The sequence below is a fragment of the Streptomyces sp. NBC_01276 genome (genome assembly GCF_041435355.1).
GTDB lineage: Bacteria > Actinomycetota > Actinomycetes > Streptomycetales > Streptomycetaceae > Streptomyces.
Map to the genome: position 1 here is coordinate 1,182,117 of NZ_CP108442.1, position 17,509 is coordinate 1,199,625.

General features: G+C 73.0%; 13 protein-coding genes and 2 pseudogenes. 5 read left to right on the top strand and 10 right to left on the bottom strand.

The features are described 5' to 3' along the window. Positions 1 to 45 precede the first annotated feature (45 nt). The 3 genes and pseudogenes from OG295_RS04910 to OG295_RS04920 all read left to right on the top strand — a co-directional run. Positions 46 to 378 (top strand): annotated as a pseudogene (locus tag OG295_RS04910) (transposase); the annotation flags it as partial. A gap of 132 nt (positions 379 to 510) precedes the next feature. Then, entirely contained in the window at positions 511 to 1,080 is a 570-nt protein-coding gene (locus OG295_RS04915; protein WP_371681111.1) for a histidine phosphatase family protein, read from the top strand. A 119-nt stretch (positions 1,081 to 1,199) separates the two neighbouring features. After that, a pseudogene (locus tag OG295_RS04920) lies at positions 1,200 to 2,335 on the top strand (IS630 family transposase). A gap of 7 nt (positions 2,336 to 2,342) precedes the next feature. Here OG295_RS04920 and OG295_RS04925 read toward each other — a convergent pair. Further along, a complete protein-coding gene (locus tag OG295_RS04925; RefSeq protein ID WP_371675724.1) occupies positions 2,343 to 2,966 on the bottom strand; it encodes a DJ-1/PfpI family protein in 624 nt (207 codons plus the stop codon). 244 nt (positions 2,967 to 3,210) lie between these two features. After that, positions 3,211 to 4,173: a GlxA family transcriptional regulator gene (locus OG295_RS04930; protein ID WP_371675725.1), complete on the bottom strand. Its 963-nt coding sequence runs from the start codon at positions 4,171 to 4,173 to the stop codon at positions 3,211 to 3,213. Positions 4,174 to 4,285: 112 nt separating this feature from the next. On the opposite strand from OG295_RS04930, the gene OG295_RS04935 reads away from it, so the two are divergent. Then, on the top strand, positions 4,286 to 5,923 hold the full coding sequence (locus OG295_RS04935) for an ABC-F family ATP-binding cassette domain-containing protein (protein WP_371675726.1): 1,638 nt from the start codon (positions 4,286 to 4,288) through the stop codon (positions 5,921 to 5,923). Positions 5,924 to 6,022: 99 nt separating this feature from the next. On the opposite strand, the gene OG295_RS04940 is transcribed toward OG295_RS04935, so the two are convergent. The 7 genes from OG295_RS04940 to OG295_RS04970 form a co-directional block, all read right to left on the bottom strand. Further along, entirely contained in the window at positions 6,023 to 7,465 is a 1,443-nt protein-coding gene (locus tag OG295_RS04940; protein ID WP_371675727.1) for an amidohydrolase family protein, read from the bottom strand. Between the two features lie 178 nt (positions 7,466 to 7,643). Further along, a complete protein-coding gene (locus tag OG295_RS04945; RefSeq protein WP_371675728.1) occupies positions 7,644 to 8,198 on the bottom strand; it encodes a hypothetical protein in 555 nt (184 codons plus the stop codon). Positions 8,199 to 8,210: 12 nt separating this feature from the next. Next, positions 8,211 to 8,990: an SDR family NAD(P)-dependent oxidoreductase gene (locus tag OG295_RS04950; protein WP_371675729.1), complete on the bottom strand. Its 780-nt coding sequence runs from the start codon at positions 8,988 to 8,990 to the stop codon at positions 8,211 to 8,213. A 7-nt stretch (positions 8,991 to 8,997) separates the two neighbouring features. After that, positions 8,998 to 10,194, bottom strand: a complete 1,197-nt coding sequence (locus OG295_RS04955) for an MAB_1171c family putative transporter (RefSeq protein WP_371675730.1) — start codon at positions 10,192 to 10,194, stop codon at positions 8,998 to 9,000. Continuing rightward, on the bottom strand, positions 10,184 to 10,636 hold the full coding sequence (locus OG295_RS04960; RefSeq protein ID WP_371675731.1) for a hypothetical protein: 453 nt from the start codon (positions 10,634 to 10,636) through the stop codon (positions 10,184 to 10,186). Before OG295_RS04960 ends, OG295_RS04955 begins: the two co-directional genes overlap by 11 nt. 314 nt (positions 10,637 to 10,950) lie before the next feature. Further along, positions 10,951 to 13,443 carry a Tex family protein gene (locus OG295_RS04965; protein ID WP_371675732.1) on the bottom strand — a complete coding sequence of 831 codons (2,493 nt, stop codon included), beginning with the start codon at positions 13,441 to 13,443 and terminating at the stop codon, positions 10,951 to 10,953. A gap of 78 nt (positions 13,444 to 13,521) precedes the next feature. Continuing rightward, a complete protein-coding gene (locus OG295_RS04970) occupies positions 13,522 to 14,385 on the bottom strand; it encodes a hypothetical protein (RefSeq protein WP_371675733.1) in 864 nt (287 codons plus the stop codon). 588 nt (positions 14,386 to 14,973) lie between these two features. Here OG295_RS04970 and OG295_RS04975 point away from each other — a divergent pair. Beyond that, entirely contained in the window at positions 14,974 to 16,482 is a 1,509-nt protein-coding gene (locus tag OG295_RS04975; RefSeq protein ID WP_371675734.1) for a M1 family metallopeptidase, read from the top strand. Between the two features lie 31 nt (positions 16,483 to 16,513). On the opposite strand, the gene OG295_RS04980 is transcribed toward OG295_RS04975, so the two are convergent. Beyond that, the gene (locus tag OG295_RS04980) at positions 16,514 to 17,398 is read right to left on the bottom strand and encodes an oxygenase MpaB family protein (protein WP_371675735.1); all 885 of its coding nucleotides are present in this window, start codon (positions 17,396 to 17,398) and stop codon (positions 16,514 to 16,516) included. Between the last annotated feature and the right edge of the window lie 111 nt (positions 17,399 to 17,509).

Here is a 17,509-nt window from a genome sequence, read left to right on the forward strand (position 1 = left end):
GCGAACAACGCCGGATGTGCCCTGGCCGACCCGCAGCTCCTGAAGTGCTACGGCGTCGGCCCCGACACCGCCGCAACGCTATTGATCGCAGCGGGTGACAATCCCGAGCGCCTGCGCAGCGAAGCCTCGTTCGCAGCCCTCTGCGGCGTCAGCCCAGTCGAAGCCTCCTCAGGGAAAACCCAGCGTCGGCGCCTCAACCGGGGCGGAAACCGGCAGGCCAACTCCGCCCTCTACACCATCGTGCCGGCACGCCTCCGATGGGACACCCGCACCCGCGGCTACATCGACAGGCGCGTCTCCGAAGGCAAAACCCGCCGCGAAGCACTCCGCTGCCTCAAACGCTACGTCGCACGAGAGATCCACCGGCTCATCACCCGCACCACCACCCACGTCCTGCCGCTTGACATCCATAGGGGCATCAAGACTGCCACCATCTGCCTCGCCGGAAACGGCCTTGTGCCGTGTCAGGCAACGTTCGCCCTGTGCTCTATGGGGGATATGGTCCTCGCCATGGGCGAGTTGATATTGATCAGGCACGGTGAGACGGCGTGGAGTCGGACCGGCCAGCATGCCGGCCGCACCGACCTGCCGCTGACCGAGGCGGGGGAGGCCGCGGCGCGTGCGCTCGCGCCTCGGCTGGCCGGACGGGAGTTCGCCGCCGTCTACAGCAGCCCGCTGACTCGGGCCGTGCGGACGGCCGAGCTGGCGGGGCTGAGCGGCGCGGAGCCCGACGCCGACCTGATCGAGTGGGACTACGGCCGCTACGAGGGGCTGACCGCCGAGCAGATCCAGGAGCTCAAGCCCGGCTGGGAGTTGTGGCGCGGCGGCGTCGACGCCGGCGAGGACCTCGGGCACGTGACCGTGCGGGTCGACGCCTTTCTCGGCCGGGTCCGGCCGGTGCTGGACAAGGGTGACGTGGCCGTCGTCGCGCACGGCCACCTTTCACGCATCCTCACCGCGCGCTGGCTCGGGCTCGACGCGTCAGCCGCACGGCAGTTCGGGCACCCGCATCCGGGGACGATTAATACGCTGGGTTACGAGCATGGGCTGCCGGTCGTTCTCGGGTGGAATGTGCCGTAGTGGCGGTTGTCCACGCCCCGTCCGAGGTACAGCTGATGCCGGATCAGGCGGCTCTGTTGTGATGTGCCGCGCCGTTCGGGGTGCTGTGCCGGGCGGCGCGTGATCGTCATCCTGTCCAGGTGGCTGAACGAGTACGTGCACGTGAGATCGATGATGATGAGGGTCGGCGGCTGCTGCGGATCATCCGCCGGGGCACTGGGTCGGTGGTGACCTGGCGGCGGTCCCCGATGGTGCTCCTGTCAGCGCAGGGCATGCCGCTAGCGAAGATCGCCGAGGTGTCGTTCACCAGCGACGACCCCGGGTCCGGGACGTGATCCACAACTTCAACGCCGACGGCTTCGACTCCCTGTATCCGAAGTACTCCGGCGGCCGGCCGAAGACCTTCACTCTGCCCGAGCGGCGTGAGATCAAGAAGATCGCCAAGTCGAAGCCGACCGAGCACGACCTGCCGTTCTCGACCTGGAGCCTGACCAAGCTGGCGGACTTCCTGGTCGCCGAGGGGGTGGTCGACGACATCAGCCACGAGGGCCTGCGCATCCTGCTCCGCGAGGAAGGCGTCTCCTTTCAACGCCTGAAGACCTGGAAGACCTCCCGAGACCCGGACTACGCGGCCAAGAAGGCGAGGGTCGAGCACCTCTGCGCTATCGCCGACGGCGAGGTCATACCGGAGGACGGCGAGCCCGAAGTCATCTTCTGCCTGGACGAGTTCGGACCACTCAACCTGATACCCCACCCCGGGAAGCAGTGGGCCGAACGCGGCGGCAAGCACAAGGACCCGGACCGTGAGCCACGCCGTCGTCGACGGGCGACCTACAACCGCTACGGCGGAGTGCGTCACCTGTTCGCCGCCTACGACCTAGCCAAGGACAAGCTCTACGGCCACATCAAGCCGATCAAGAGGCGAACGCAGTTCCTGGAATTCTGCCGCTACCTGCGCACGCTCTACCCGGCCCACGTCCGCATCGCGATCGTCTGTGACAACTTCTCCCCGCACCTGACCACGAAAAAGTGCCAGCGAGTCGGTGACTGGGCCGCCGCGAACAACGCTGAGATCGCCTACACCTCGACGAACTCCTCCTGGCTGAGCCGCATCGAGGCCCAATCCACCGCCCTGCGCTACTTCACCCTCGACGGCACCGACCACGCCACCCACAAGGAACAGGGCAGCATGATCCGCCGCTACATCATCTGGCGAAACCGCCATGCCGACGACCGGCGCCTACGCGCCGTCGTCGACAGGGCAATCGTTGCCTGATCCGGCACTAGCGCGCGGCGTCGCGCAGCCGGGTGACGATTGCGGCCGGGGCCTTGTCCGGGGACCCGGCGTCGTAGGGCGGCTGCGGGTCGTACTCGCACATCAGCTGCACGGTCTGGGCGTACTCGTCCCCGGCGATCCGGCCGAGCAGGCCGAGGCCCATGTCGATGCCGGAGGACACCCCGGCGGCGGTGACGTACTTCCCGTCGTAGACCACCCGCTCGCCGGTGGGCCGGGCGCCGAAGGGGGTCAGACGGTCGAGGTAGAGCCAGTGCGAGGTGGCCCGGCGCCCGTCCAGCAGCCCGGCGGCGGCGAGCAGGAGCGAGCCGGTGCAGACGGACGTGGTCCAGGTGGTGGTGGCGTCCACGGCGCGCAGCCAGTCGAGGACGGCGGGGTTCTTCATCTCCTCCTCGGGGTGCGGCCCCCCGGGCACGACGACGACGTCGGGCCGGGTGACCTCGTCGAGCGCCTTGTCGGCGACGAGCGCGAGCGACCCGTTGTCGGTGCGTACGGGTCCGGGCCGCTCCGAGACGAACACGGTTTCGGCGCCCTGGAGCCGGCCGAGGGTGTCGAAGGGGCCGATGGCGTCGAGTGCGGTGAATCGGTCGTAGAGCAGTACGGCGATCTGCATGGCTCCTCCGGAGCGGTCGGTGATCGGCCCCGCCGGGAAACCCCCGTCGGAACCACCCCCGGGCGGCGCCCGGGGGACGGAGCCGCACCCGGGGTGAGCGGGCACGGCCAGGATGGACGGACACGACCCGTCAGGCCGGGTACGACCCGTGCGGCCGGGGACCGCCCGGGTGATCGGGATCCCGGTGATCGGGATCGCGGTGGCCAGGATCGCGGTGGCCTGGGTCGCGGTGGCCTGGGTCGTCCTACCGGGGGCCGAAGCGGCGGCGGTATTCCGCCGGGGGCTGACCCAGGTGGCGGACGAAGGCGCGGCGCAGCGCCTCCGGGGTCCGGTAGCCGCAGGCCCGCGCGACCTGCGCGACCCCCTCCCCGCCCTCCTCCAGCAGCCTGCGCGCGTGCTCCACCCGCACCCGCTCCACGTACCGCCCCGGCGTCACCCCCGTCTCCGCCTGGAAGGCCCGCGCGAAGTGCCGCGGCGACAGCGCGGCCCGCGCCGCGAGCGCCTCCACGCTCAGGTCGCCGCCCGGGTGCTCGGTGATCCACTGCTGCACGTCCCGCAGCGGCTCCCGGCGCGCCGTCTGGGCGGCCAACTGCGCGCTGAACTGCGCCTGGTTCCCCGGCCGGCGCAGGAACACCACCAGGTGGCGGGCGATCAGCAGCGCCACGTCCCGCCCGAGGTCCTCCTCCACCAGTGCCAGCGCCAGGTCGATCCCGGCGGTGACCCCGGCGGAGGTGGAGACCGGGCCGTCGCGTACGTAGATGGGGTCCGGTTCCACCGACACCCTGGGGTAGTCCCGCGCCATCTGCTCGCAGGAGTACCAGTGCGTCGTCGCCCGGCGGCCGTCGAGCAGCCCGGCCTCGGCCAGCAGCAGTCCGCCGGTGCAGACCGACACCAGCCGCTGCGCGCGTCCCCCGTACGCGCGCAGCCAGTCCGTGAGCCGGGGCTCGAAATCGCCCCGGTACCGGCCCCCCGGCACCAGCAGGGTGGTGCCGGGGCCCGGCCGGGCGCCCTCCAGGTCCCCGTCCGGGACCAGGGTCAGCCCGCTGTCGGTCCGGACCGGCGCCCCGCCCGGGGACACCGTCCGGATCGCGTACCCGCCCCGGCCGCCCGGACACCGCGCGGCCCCGGCGAACACCTCGACCGGCCCGGTGACGTCCAGGCTCTGGACGCCGTCGTAGAGGACGACCAGCACGTTTCGCAACGACATGCATCCATGGTGTGATCCGGCTCCGATGGCCGCAATGACGGGGATCCCACCTATCCGGACATCACCCGGCGGCGGCGGGCCCGCCCCGGCGCGCGGATAGGATCGGGGCATCATGACTGCAACCCTCGTCGCCAAGGACCTCACCGCCGCGCACGGTGAGCGCACGCTCTTCGCCGGCCTCGACCTCGTCGTCGCGCCCGGCGATGTCATCGGACTCGTCGGTGTCAACGGCGCCGGGAAGTCGACCCTGCTGCGGATGCTCGCCGGGCTGGACACCCCGGAGACCGGTGAGCTGCGGCTCTCCCCGCCCGGCGCGGCCGTCGGACACCTCCCGCAGGAGCCCGAGCGGCGCCCCGGCGAGTCGGTGCGCGAGTTCCTGGCCCGCCGTACCGGCGTCGCCGCCGCGCAGGCCGCTCTCGACGAGGCGACGCAGGGCCTGGTCGACGGCACCCCGGGCGCGGACGACGCGTACGCGGACACCCTTGACCGCTGGCTGAACCTGGGCGGCGCCGATCTCGACGAGCGGGCCCAGGAGGTCGCGGACGAGCTGGGCCTCGCCGTGAGCCTGGACCTGCCGATGGCCGCCCTGTCCGGTGGCCAGGCGGCCCGCGCCGGGCTGGCCTCGCTGCTCCTGTCCCGCTACGACGTGTTCCTCCTCGACGAGCCCACCAACGACCTGGACCTGGCCGGTCTGGAGCGGCTGGAGCAGTTCGTGAAGGGGCTGCGCGCGGGCACGGTCGTGATCAGCCACGACCGCGAGTTCCTGACCCGGACGGTCACCAAGGTCCTCGAACTCGACCTGGCGCAGCAGCAGATCAACCTCTACGGCGGCGGCTACGAGTCCTACCTGGAGGAGCGGGAACGGGCGCGCGGTCACGCCCGCGAGGAGTTCGAGGAGTACGCGGGCAAGAAGGCCGCCCTGGAGGGCCGGGCCCAGATGCAGCGCAACTGGATGGACAAGGGCGTGCGCAACGCCCGCCGCAAGTCGAGCGACAACGACAAGATCGGCAAGAACCTGCGCGGCGAGTCCAGCGAGAAGCAGGCCGCCAAGGCCCGCCAGACGCAGCGGGCGATCGAGCGCCTGGAGGTCGTCGACGAGCCGCGCAAGGAGTGGGAGCTGCGCATGGAGATCGCGGCGGCCCCGCGCTCCGGCTCGGTCGTCGCCACCCTGCGCGAGGCGGCCGTCAAGCGGGGGGACTTCACGTTCGGCCCGGCCAGCCTGCAGATCGACTGGGCGGACCGGGTGGCGATCACCGGGGCCAACGGCGCCGGCAAGTCCACCCTGCTCGCGGTGCTGCTCGCACGGCTCGCCCCGGACTCGGGCTCCGCCACCCTCGGTTCGGGGGTGCTGGTCGGCGAAGTGGACCAGGCCCGCGGGCTGTTCCTCGGTGACGAGCCGCTGCTGGAGGCCTTCTGCGCGGCGGTCCCGGACACCGAGCCGGCGGAAGTGCGCACGCTGCTGGCGAAGTTCGGCCTGAAGGCCGCGCACGTGCTGCGCCCGGCGGCCACCCTCTCCCCGGGCGAGCGGACCCGGGCGGCGCTGGCGCTGCTCCAGGGCCGCGGGGTGAACCTCCTCGTCCTGGACGAGCCGACGAACCACCTCGACCTGCCGGCGATCGAGCAGCTGGAATCGGCCCTGGAGTCCTACGAGGGCACCCTGCTGCTGGTCACCCACGACCGCCGCATGCTCGACGCCGTCCACGTGACCCGCCGCCTGGAGGTCGCGGACGGCAAGGTCACCGAGCTCTAGGCCGGCCCTTCCGGATCTTGCCGGTCAGGCCGGGCGGCGCGGGTCGGGCACGATCCTGAAGAGAGGGCCCGGGCGGCGGGCCGCCCGGGCCGGACGCCGTCAGGCGGAGGCCCGGATGCGGGTGGCGGCGGCTTCGGCCTCGCGGACCACGCGGGCGGTGTCGACGTCCACGAGGCGGCCGTCGAGCTTCAGTGGCCGGCCGTCGACGAACACGGAGTCGACGTTCTCGGGGCGTCCGTTGAAGACGATCTGGCCGACCCAGTCGAAGCGGGGGGCGAAGTTGAGGGCGGCCGGGTCGAGGACGACCAGGTCGGCCCTCTTGCCGGGGGTGAGCGAGCCCACCCGGTCGGCGATGCCGAGGGCTTCCGCGCCGCCCAGAGTGGCCATCCGCAGGACGTCCTCGACCTGGGGGAAGACCCCGGCGTCCGTGGAGCGGGCCCGCTGGAGGCCGATGGCGGCCTTCATCAGGGCGTGGAAGTCCGAGGTGTCGTTGGTGCCGCCGTCCAGGCCGAGGGCGACCTTGACACCCCTCCTCCGCAGGCCGGGCAGCGGCATGATGCCGGAGGCCAGGCGCATGTTGCTGAGCGGACAGTGGACGGCCCGCACGTCGTGGGCCGCGAGCGCGGCGATCTCGTCCTCCGTGAGGTGGATCGCGTGGTTGACCAGGAGGCGCGGGCCCAGCGCGCCGATGTCCGCGAGGACCCCGAGCGGATCGTCGGCCCGCTGCTCGGGGCGTTCGAGGACGTGGGAGTTGAGCATGACGCCCAGCTCCCGGGCGGTTTCCCAGTGGGCCTGGTTGAGGCCGGCGAGGGAGCGTGCCGCGTGGGTGGCGACCTGGAAGGAGCCGAGCGGTACGGGGTCCACGAGTTCCCTCTTCACCCGGGCGGCCACTTCCCCGTCGGGCCTGGGCGGGAACATCGCGTACGTGAACCGGACACCGGTGCCCGCCAGGGCCCGTACGTAGCTCTCGACCAGGTCGTCCGCGAAGATGTCCACCCAGTCGACCAGGGTGGTCACCCCGCTCTGCACGGCGTCGAGGGCGGCGAGCCGGACGAAGCTGTGCAGGGCGGCGGGGGTGAGTCTGGCGCGCTGGCCGTCGGTACACCTCCGGAACCAGCCGAACAGGTCGCCGTCGGTGCAGCCGCCCCGGATGGAGGCCTGCCACAGGTGCGTGTGCGCGTCCACGAAGCCCGGCATCACCAGCTTCCCCGACACGTCCCGGACCCGGGCGTCCGCCGGAGCCCGCAGGCCCCGGCCGACGGCGGCGACGGCACCGCCCCGGACCAGCACGTCGGCGTCCTCCAGCATGCCCAGCGGGCCCGTCCCGGCGGCCGGGTCCATGGTGAGCACCAGGGCCGCCCCGCGGAGCAGGACCGTGCGCGGGGCGGCGGCGTGGGGCGTGGCGGGCCGAGCCGGCGCCGGGTCGGTCGTCGTACGCGGGGTGGCACCGAGCAGGAGCGGGGCGGAGGCGGCCACGCCGAGACCGGCGAGGAGCGTGCGGCGGCCGGGCGCCGGGGGCGTGGTGGGGGCTGCTGGCTGCATGGAGTGGTACCTCCCGGGACGAATGGCGGAAGGCCCGCCCGGGGCAGCGCCGTGACGCGGCGTCAGCCGGGGCGGGAGGTTGCCCGTACCATGCCCGGCGAACGGGATGTCGATAGCCGTTGGTGGAATTATTTTTCCGCTGGAGCCGTGTGGATGCCGTGGGCGGGCCACCTTCCGGTTAGGGTCGCGCGCCGCCCGGACCCCGCGCGGGGCGGTCGGCGATCTCCATGGCCCAGGCCCGGAAGGCCGCCCTGTCCCCCGGCGGGATCCGGAGGTGGCCGGGGGCCAGGGATCCCGCCGCGGCGGCGAGGAGGTCGTCGAGGCCGAGGGCGTGCCATTCCCAGAGCATGTGGTTGTAGGCGCGCATCAGCGGCTCGACCCGCTCGCGGATGCCCGCCACCTCGGCGCGCCCCACGCCGGCCCGGTCCAGCCGGTCCAGGGTCGCGGCCTCCTCCTCCGCAGTGAACCAGGTGTCCAGGAACGGGTCCAGGAGATCGCCCCACACGTCCGGCCTGCGCCGCAGCGGGATCCCGTTGCGGGCGCAGAAGCGCTCCAGCTCGGTGGCCCGGCCGGCCGGGACGAAGACGGTCTCCCCCGAGTGGGTGCGCAGCTCCGGCGGCGAGGCCTCGGGGTCGGCGTCCCTGACGGCAGCCGCGGCGAGCGTGCTTCCCGGGAGCCGGGCGTCCGCGGGGAGCAGGATGTGGTCGTCGGCGAAGTCGGGGTCACCGGCCACGGCGTCGTCCTCTCAGGCCCGGTCAGCCGGGGCGTTGCGCTTGCGGGGCATCCTGCGGGCCACGAAACCGCGCGGGAGGTGGCGGGCCGCGAGGGCGTACGCCTGGTAGTGCCGGCCGGTGATGCTGACCGGCCGGCGGCGGGCCAGGTCCCGCAGGGCCTTGGCCACGACCGCCTCCGGCTCCAGCCACACCGCGTCGCGCAGGGCGCTGACGTCCATCCCGGCGCGCTCCTGGAACTCGGTACGGGTGAAGCCCGGGACCACGGCCAGCACCCGGACCCCGTAGGGCTCCATGTCCACCCGCAGGGATTCGCTGAAGGCGGTGACCCAGGCCTTCGCCGCCCCGTACGTGCCGGTCGGGAGGAGTCCCGCGACGGAGGCGATGTTGAGCACGGCGCCCCGGCGGCGCTCGCGCAGGCCGGGCAGCAGGGCGTGGGTGAGCCGGAGCGGGACCTTGACCAGCAGGTCCAGCATCCGTTCCTCGTCCTCGACCGGGTTGTACGGGAAGGGCGCGGGCAGTCCGAAGCCGGCGTTGTTGACCAGCATGTCCACGGGCCGGGCCGGATCGGCGAGCCGTCCCTCGACGGTGGCGCACTGCTCCGGGTCCAGCAGGTCGGCGGGCAGCACCTCGCAGGCGGCCCCGAACTCCCGGCGCAGGCCGTCGGCCACGGATTCCAGGCGGGCCTTGTCGCGGGCGACGAGGACGAGGTCGCAGCCCTTGGCGGCGAAGCCGCGCGCGAAGGCCGCGCCCAGGCCGGCGCTGGCTCCGGTGATCAGAACGGTGGTGCTCAAGGGTGCGTCACTTCCTGTGCGGATCGGTGGTGAAGGCGGTGGTCTCGGGGGAGGCGTAGGCGCGGGCGACGTCGACCAGGAACCTGGCCTCGTCCTCCAGTCCGCCGCCCTCCTCGAAGGTCTGCATCGCGGCCGGGAGTTCCAGGGCCGTGGCCCGGCCGGGCTGTCCGGAGCCACCGGCGAGCTTCGCCCGTCGCGCCTCCTTCAGTACGCAGGCCAGCGCGGCGGCCGTGAGCCGCTGTTCGGGGACCAGGCTCCCGGCGACGTGGCGGCGGGCCCGTTCCGGCAGGCCCGGGGGCACGTACTCCCCGAGGATCAGGATCGCGTCGCGGGTCTCGATGACCTTGCGGTAGACCAGCAGGTTGCGCGGTACGGGCGGCCAGAGCAGCTCCAGGACCCGGCCGGTCCGGGGCTCGGAGAGGACGACGTGCGGGACGGCCTGGACCAGCTCCCGCCACAGGGGCCACAGCCGCCAGGCGATGACGGTGTCGGCGGTGGTGCGGCGCAGCGTGAACAGGGTGGGCACCACGATCGCGGCGGCGCGCAGCAGGCCGTGCAGGTTCATCATCAGCGGCAGGGCGGGCATCGCCCAGGTGCTGCCGAACAGGGCCTTGAGCAGGTACGCGAACCAGAACAGGCCGGCCAGTGCGGTGCCCAGCCCGAACAGCCGCAGCCCGGCCGCCAGGCCCCGGCTCTCGGCGCGCCGGCCGTAGCGCCAGCAGACGTACACGCAGACGGTGTTGGCGATGAGGTGGGCGGAGATCATGACGAGCCAGTACGCGAGCGAGGGCACGGGCGGTCCGGCGGGCGGGATGGTGTGCGTGCCGTGGCCGGGCGCGGCGCCGTCCAGGGCCACGAGGACGCCCAGCCAGAGGGCGGTGCCGGCCCAGGCGGCGAGCTGGAGCCTGCGGCCGCGGGTGGCGGCGGCGACGAAGTAGAGCACGGTGCCCGCCGACAGCACGCCGATGAGGTTGCGGACGAGGCCGACGGCGTGTGCGTAGCCGGGTTCCCGGCTCGTGGCGTAGGTGACGACGGCGGGCAGGTTCAGGGTCATCGCGGCGGCCGCGGTGGCGACCGCGAACCACAGTCCGCGCTGCTGCGGGGAGCGCAGGGCGCCGGGGGCGCGCAGCAGGACGGCGGCCCACAGGCACACCACGCTGGGGACGGCGAGCCAGTCGCCGAGGGCGGCGAGGTCAGCTGCCATCGCGCGGGCCCCGCTCGTACCCCATGGCGGATTCCAGGCGGGCGAGGGCTCCCCGGGGTGCGGGGGTCGTGCGCGGGTGGCCGGCGCCCGCGGTGCGGATGCGGATCATGCTCGCGAGCATCTCCGCCTCCTGCTCCTGGCGGGTGGTGTAGTTGGTGCGGCCGAGGACCACGGGGGCCCGGCCGTCGGTCTCCCGGCCTTCCAGGGAGTGGTGGCCGAAGAGGATGTGGCCGAGCTCGTGGAGCACGATGTGCTCCCGGTGCAGGGGGGTGGTGTGCGCCTCGTAGAAGACGTAGTCCACGGTCTCGGTTCCCACCCACAGTCCGCAGACGCCGGATTCGGCGGCCTCCGGGGGCAGCGGGTGCAGCCGGATCGGGCGGCCGCGCTGTTCGGCGATGCGTGCGCACAGGGTGTCCAGGGAGAACGGGCGCGTCAGGTCCATGTGACCGAGAATCGTCTCGCACCGTTTGCGCAGGCTGGGGTTCCGGTGCGGCATGTGTTCCCTCTTCGGACCCTTTCTCGGGCAGCGTCGATAGGCGTGGGGGGTGGGCATCGACATGGCGTCCTGTGCCTTGAGGCGGCCTCGGGAGGGCGGTTCCCGAGGCCGGAAATGCGGAAGCCCGTCCGCGGGTGACGAACGGGCGTTCCACCATGCCTACAGATCAACTACGGGGATTGGCAAGGCGCGTTCCCCGGTGAGGTACCTATCCGGCCACTCTTGCCGGTCTGCCGGAGCCATTCCTTCCGATCGCGGTCCTACGAGCGCCCCCGACGGTCGTCCGGGCCGGTGAGACCGGCGCGGCGCAGGGCGTCGGCCATGGCGCTGTTGGCGGGGGCGGGCGCGCCGGAACGCTGACCGCCGCCCTGGCCGCCCTGCGGCCGGCTTCCCTGGCCGCTCTGGCCGCGCCGGCCCTGGCCCTCGCCCTGCCGCTGGCCCTGGCCCAGGCCCTGCTTCTGTCCCTGGCCCTCGCCCTGCCGCTGGCTCTGGCCCTGGCCGCGCTGCTGCGGGGGCCGGCCACCGCCGCGGCGCTCCTGGCGTTCCTCACGGGGGCGGGGGGTGCCCGCCGTCCGCTCGGCCTCGTCCTCCAGCCGCAGCGTGAGCGAGATCCGCTTGCGGGGGATGTCCACGTCCATGACCTTGACCCGGACGATGTCGCCCGGCTTCACGACGTCCCGCGGGTCCTTGACGAAGGTCTTCGACAGGGCCGACACGTGCGCCAGCCCGTCCTGGTGGACGCCGATGTCGATGAAGGCGCCGAAGGCGGCCACATTGGTGACCACCCCTTCCAGGATCATCCCGGGAGCCAGGTCGCCGATCTTCTCCACGCCCTCCTTGAAGGTGGCCGTCTTGAAGGCGGGGCGCGGGTCGCGGCCCGGCTTCTCCAGCTCGCGCAGGATGTCGCCGATGGTCGGCAGACCGAAGGCCTCCGTAACGAACTGCTCCGGCCGCAGGGACCGCAGGACGGTGGAGTTGCCGATCAGGGCGGCCACCTCGGCGCCCGCCGTCTTGCCCATCGCCCGGACCACGGGGTAGGCCTCGGGGTGCACGCTGGAGGAGTCCAGCGGGTCGTCCCCGTCACGGATGCGCAGGAAGCCCGCGCACTGCTCGTACGCCTTCGGGCCCAGGCGGGCCACGTCCTTGAGGCCCCGGCGGCTGCGGAAGGGGCCGTTGGCGTCGCGGTGGGCCACGATGTTCTCGGCGAGGGTGCCGCTGATGCCCGACACGCGGGAGAGCAGCGGCGCGGAGGCGGTGTTCACGTCCACGCCGACGCCGTTCACGCAGTCCTCGACGACCGCGTCGAGGGAGCGGGACAGCTTCATCTCGGACAGGTCGTGCTGGTACTGGCCCACTCCGATCGACTTCGGGTCGATCTTGACCAGTTCGGCGAGCGGGTCCTGGAGGCGGCGGGCGATGGACACCGCACCGCGCAACGACACGTCCATGCCGGGGAGTTCCTGCGAGGCGAAGGCGGAGGCGGAGTACACGGAGGCGCCCGCCTCGGAGACCATCACCTTGGTGAGCCCCAGCTCCGGGTGACGGGCGATGAGGTCCCCGGCCAGCTTGTCGGTCTCGCGGGAGGCCGTGCCGTTGCCGATGGCGACCAGCTCGACCGCGTGCTCCTTCGCGAGGCGGGCCAGGGTGGCGAGGGAGGCGTCCCACTTGTTGGCGGGAACGTGCGGGTGGATCACGTCCGTGGCCACGACCTTGCCGGTCGCGTCGACGACGGCCACCTTGACGCCGGTGCGGAAGCCCGGGTCCAGGCCGAGGGTGGCGCGGGTCCCGGCCGGTGCGGCGAGCAGCAGGTCGCGCAGGTTGGCGGCGAAGACCCGTACGGCCTCGTCCTCGGCGGCGGCGCGCAGCCGCGTGCGCAGGTCGATGCCCAGGTGGACCTGGATCTTGGTGCGCCAGGCCCAGCGGACGGTGTCGGCCAGCCACTTGTCGCCGGGGCGGTCGCGGTCGGCGACGCCGAAGCGGCGGGCGATCAGGCCCTCGTACGTGGACGGGCCGGGGGTGTCGGCCGGCGGCTCGGGCTCCAGGTCGAGGGTGAGCACGTCCTCCTTCTCGCCGCGGAGCATGGCGAGGACCCGGTGGGAGGGGAGGGCGGTGAAGGGCTCGGCGAAGTCGAAGTAGTCGGCGAACTTCGCGCCGGCCTCCTCCTGGCCGTCGCGGACCTTCGCGGCGAGCCGGCCGCGGGTCCACATGCGCTCGCGCAGGTCGCCGATCAGGTCGGCGTCCTCTGCGAACTTCTCGGTGAGGACGGCGCGGGCGCCCTCCAGGGCGGCCGCCGCGTCGGCGACGCCCCTGTCGGCGTCGACGAACGCCGCGGCGGCCACCGCCGGTTCGACGGAGGGGTCCGCCAGCAGGCCCTCGGCCAGCGGCTCCAGGCCGGCCTCGCGGGCGATCTGGGCCTTGGTGCGGCGCTTGGGCTTGAAGGGCAGGTAGATGTCCTCCAGCCGGGCCTTGGTGTCGGCCGCGTGGATCCGGGCCTCCAGTTCGGCGTCGAGCTTGCCCTGCTCGCGCACGGAGTCGAGGATCGCCGTGCGGCGGTCCTCCAGTTCGCGCAGGTAGCGCAGCCGCTCCTCCAGGGTGCGCAGCTGGGCGTCGTCGAGCATCTCGGTCGCTTCCTTGCGGTAGCGAGCGATGAAGGGCACGGTGGAGCCGCCGTCGAGCAGCTCGACGGCGGCCTTGACCTGCCGTTCCCGTACGCCGAGCTCCTCGGCGATCCTGCCTTCGATGGACATCGTCACTGTGCGGTCCCGCCTGCCTTCGTTTGCGTGGAAGGCTGCCAATTGTGGCAGGTGGCGGTGACGGACGGCGGGAGCCCCTCAGGCCTTTCCGGTGAGGTCGCGCGGGAAGGCGCCCGCGCCGACGGCCCGGCGGACGAATCCGCCGCCCAGTTCGTGGAGCCGGGCGAGGCCGTCCGCGCCGAGGTGCTCGTACGGGGCCGCGTCGAGGCGGTCGGTCTCGGCCTCCAGCCGCTCGCGCAGGGCGGTGCCCTCGTCGGTGAGCTCGCCGGCGGCGTCGAGGACCCCGCGGGCGCGCAGCCGGGCGGCCGCGGCGTCGAGGTCGTCCTGCTCCCAGCCCCGGATGGCCTTGTCCCACTTCGGGGTCATGCCGCGGCCGGTCGCGGCGTGGCTGACCAGGGCCTCCACGGGGTCGAGGCCGGTGAGGAGCAGCGCGGCCACGTGACCGTCGCCCCGGTGCTCGCGCAGCAGGGTGGTGGCGTGCCACAGGCGCAGGTGCGGCTCCTCGGGGACGGGGAGGTCGGCGTGGGCGGCGTAGAGGGTGCGGCCGGAGCGGATGCAGCCCTCCGTGGCGCGCATCGCGAGGTCGGCGGCTTCGGCGAGTTCGGGGGAGGCGATGGCCTCGGGGCCGAGGAGGCGGCGCAGGGTGGTGTCGGCGGCGCGCAGCCGGGCGGCGAGGGCCTGCTCCGGGGTGATGGTGTCCCAGACCGCGGGGAGGTGCGCGGTGACGTAGTCGTGGCGGTAGTTGTAGAAGGTCGCGGTCACCGCTCCGGGTCCGACGGCGCCCAGGGCGGCGGAGCGGCTGGCGAGGTTGACGGCGACCCGGTGGGTGACGCCGAGGGCCGCGAACTCGGTGGTGAGGTCGGGCGAGAAGTAGATCGTGGCGTGCAGGGGGTTGATCGCGGCGTGCCAGCAGTGCCGGGCGGCGTGCGGAGGAAGCGTCATGCGCCGCAGGTTACCGACTGCTCAGTATGCGGGGTACCCCCCGGCCCCCGCCCACCGGGGCGCGGGGTGCCCCCGGGCCCCCGCGCCGACGGGATGCACGGCAGCACCGGGGCGGTCGGCGGGGGCTACCCGACGCCGAGCCCGCCGAGCCCTGCCGTGCCGTGCCGTGAGCGCGCGGCAACCGGTTCGCCCTCGACCGGGGTCGACTGCCGAAATTCGGCCAATGTGTTCCCGGCCGGTGACGGTACGACAGGAGCGGTCGGCCGACCGGAAGTCGCCCCCGGGCACACCCCCGGCCGCCTCCGCCGGCCGGGGCGGCCTGGTGCGCGTGCCCCCGTACCAGACCGCACCGGGGCGGCGCCGGACCGTTCGACGAGCTCCCGCCATCCGTGTGGCGGAGCCCCCACCGTGTCCGGATTTCGATGTACCGGTGCCCGTCCGGCCGGGCCATCGGCCACGGCTTCCTTGCGGCCGGATGGCGATCGTGTGACACCAGGGGCCATGGACATGACCTGAGCGGCCAGGGGTGAATACGGTCGGACGACCAGACCCGAACCGATCTGCCTCCCCTACCCCTTGGAGCTCTTCGTGCACCGCAAAGTCATCGCCCCGAGCGTGCTCGCCGCCTCCCTGCTGCTGGTGATCCCGGCGTCGGCGGCCAGTGCCGGTCCGGGTGCCCCGGGTATCGGCGACTCGTACTACCCGGCCAGCGGGAACGGCGGGTACGACGTCTCCCACTACGACCTGCGCCTGCAGTACCAGCCGAAGACCGATCTCCTGGAGGGCACGGCCACCCTCCTGGCCACCGCCAAGCAGGACCTGTCCCGCTTCAACCTGGACTTCGGCCTCAAGGTCAGCGAGATCCGCGTCAACGGCGTCAAGGCGAAGTTCGCCACCTCCGGGACCCAGGAGCTGGAGGTCACCCCGGCCCAGCCGCTGCAGAAGGGGAAAGAGGCCTCCGTCGTCGTCAAGTACTCCGGCAAGCCCTCGGAGTACAAGGTCGACGGCTGGTCCGCCTGGCAGCGCACCCCGGACGGCGGCATCGCCGCGCAGGAGCCCGACTCGGCGGCCTGGTGGTTCCCGAGCAACGACCACCCGCTGGACAAGGCCACCTTCGACGTCTCGGTCAACGTCCCGGACGGCACCCAGGCCATCAGCAACGGCGTGCTCCAGTCGCAGAGCTCCCGGCTGGGCTGGACCCGGTACAACTGGCGTTCCAACAAGCCGCAGGCCACCTACCTGGCCACCCTCGCGGTCGGCAAGTTCGACATCACCACCGACAAGACCGCGAGCGGCCTGCCCGTCCTGAACGCGTACAGCAAGGACCTCGGCGACAACGCGGGCGCGGCGCGCGCGAGCGTGGAGCGGACCACCGAGGTCGCGGAGTGGCTGGAGGGGGTCTTCGGCCCGTACCCGTTCAACGCGCTCGGCGGCTACGTCCCGAACGTGCCCTCCGGTTTCGCGCTGGAGACGCAGACGCGGCCGTTCTACAGCCCGCGCCAGTTCGCCAACGGGGCGAACGTCTCGGTGGTCGTGCACGAGCTGGCCCACCAGTGGTACGGCGACAGCGTGTCGGTCGACAACTGGAAGGACATCTGGGTCAACGAGGGCTTCGCCCGCTACAGCCAGTGGCTGTGGTCGGAGAAGGAGGGCGAGGGCACCGCGCAGGAGCTCGCCGACTGGACGTACGCCTCCCGTCCGGCCGAGGACCCGTTCTGGCAGGTCAAGCCGGGTGACCCGGGTGCGGAGAACCAGTTCCACGGGGCCGTGTACGACCGTGGTGCCATCGCGATCCAGGCGCTGCGCAACGAGATCGGCGACGAGAAGTTCTTCCAGATCCTCAAGGGCTGGCCGACCGAGCGCGCCTACGGGAACGCCAAGGTCGGGGACTTCGTCCGGTACGCGGAGAAGATCTCGGGCAAGCCGCTCGCCCAGCTCTTCGAGACCTGGCTGTACACCCCGGGCAAGCCCGCCTTCGCCCCGCCGACCGCGGCAGCCAAGGGTGCGGGCGCCCGTACCCAGGCCCCGGCCAAGCCCGCCGCGGAGCCGAAGTCCTGGAAGAAGATCGCCGCGACGAACAACCTCCACGAGCACTGATCCGGCCCGCGGACGAGCGCGCCGGTGCCCCTCAGCGGGTGCCGGCGCGCCGTCGTGCGCGGGCGGCGCGGGCCAGCGGCAGGTAGCGCAGCCGCTCGGGCAGCAACGGTACGAGGATCCGCAGGGCCGTGCTCATCCGCCGCAGCGCGCGCTCCTGGGCGGGGGTCCACTCCAGGCCGAGGACGGCCCGCGCGTCGGGCGGCATGTACCCGACGGTGACGAAGGCCCGGAAACGCAGGTACGCGGTGCGCAGCAGCGGCCAGGTGACCCGCAGCAGCAGCCGCAGGGCCGGGGAGGCGACCTCGGGGCGGGGCAGGTCGGTGTCGGTGGCGAGCAGTTCGCGGGCCACCTTGGTGGGCTCGATCTCCTCGGCCAGCATCCGCCGGTAGTACGGCCAGAACTCCTCGACCGTCTGGGGCATGTCCCGGTCGCGGAGCCCGAGGATGCGGCCCACCTGGAGCCACTCGCGGTAGAGCAGGCGCTCCTGGGCGGGGGTGATGCGGCGGAAGAGGTACCGGCCGGAGTGCAGGGCCACGGGGAAGCCGGTGGCGTGCACCCAGGCGTAGCAGGCCGGGTCGAGGGAGTGGTAGCGGCGCCCCCGGGTGTCGGTGCCCCGGATCTCCTTGTGCAGCCGGCGCACCCGGCGGCCCTCCGCGGCGGCCTCGTCCCCGCCGTACACCCACAGCTGGACGGAGCGCAGGGAGCGCTCGCCGCGTCCCCAGGGGTCGGTGCGGAAGACGGAGTACTGGTCGACGCCGGCGCCGACGGCCGGGTGGGCGACCTGGAGGGTGAAGGCGGCGGGCAGGGTCAGCAGGGACCGGATGTCCCCGGCGGTGGTCCACAGCACCCCGCCGGGCGGGGGCGGCTCGGGGTCGCTCCGAGGGCCCGCGGCCGTTTCCCTGGCGTGTGTGGTCATCCGTGTTCCCCCGGCATTCGTGCGTGGTTCTTCCTCCAGTATCGCCGCCGCGGGGCCGGCGGCCCGCCCGCCCGCACCCGGCCCCACGTTGTCGTGGCCCGGACAGAAAGT